The sequence below is a fragment of the Pseudomonas sp. KB_15 genome, assembly GCF_052114525.1.
In the GTDB taxonomy this organism is placed as follows: Bacteria; Pseudomonadota; Gammaproteobacteria; order Pseudomonadales; family Pseudomonadaceae; genus Aquipseudomonas.
The window spans coordinates 1-409 of record NZ_JBFREX010000276.1; the positions used below are offsets into that span (position 1 = coordinate 1).

General features: G+C 69.4%; 1 protein-coding gene. It reads right to left on the reverse strand.

Annotation, left to right across the window (positions count from 1 at the left end; translation table 11 throughout):
- Positions 1 to 409, reverse strand: a 409-nt coding sequence (locus AB4Z35_RS30860) for a patatin-like phospholipase family protein (RefSeq protein WP_442101280.1), incomplete at both ends; no start/stop codon positions are given.

A 409-nucleotide genomic window follows, 5' to 3' on the forward strand; every position in this document is an offset into this window, starting at 1 on the left:
ATCCTGCGCGCGCACGAACTCGGGCCGGAAGCCCAGCTTGCGGCCCAGCCGCGGGTGCAGCGTCTTGAGGAGGTGCTTGTCGATGTTGTACGCGAGCAGCCCGGCGGCCACGGCCAGGCGCGGGCCGCTCCACGGCGGGATATGCGCCACGCCGATGCGGATCTCGGGCGCGGCCTGGAGCCGCGCGAGCCGGTTATCGCCGAATAGCGACAGCAGCGCGTTGCGATAGATGCCGTAATGYGGAAACACGCGCTCGCGCCGCAGCAGGTTGCCCCAGTAGGCGTTGCGCGTGTTGTTGGCCAGGATGTCGCGGTAATAGGCCATGGTCTGGTGCGAATCATGCGCATGGACCATGCACGCCGTAGCCGCCCCGGCCGAGATGCCCGCAATCACGCGCGGCCGCAGCGCC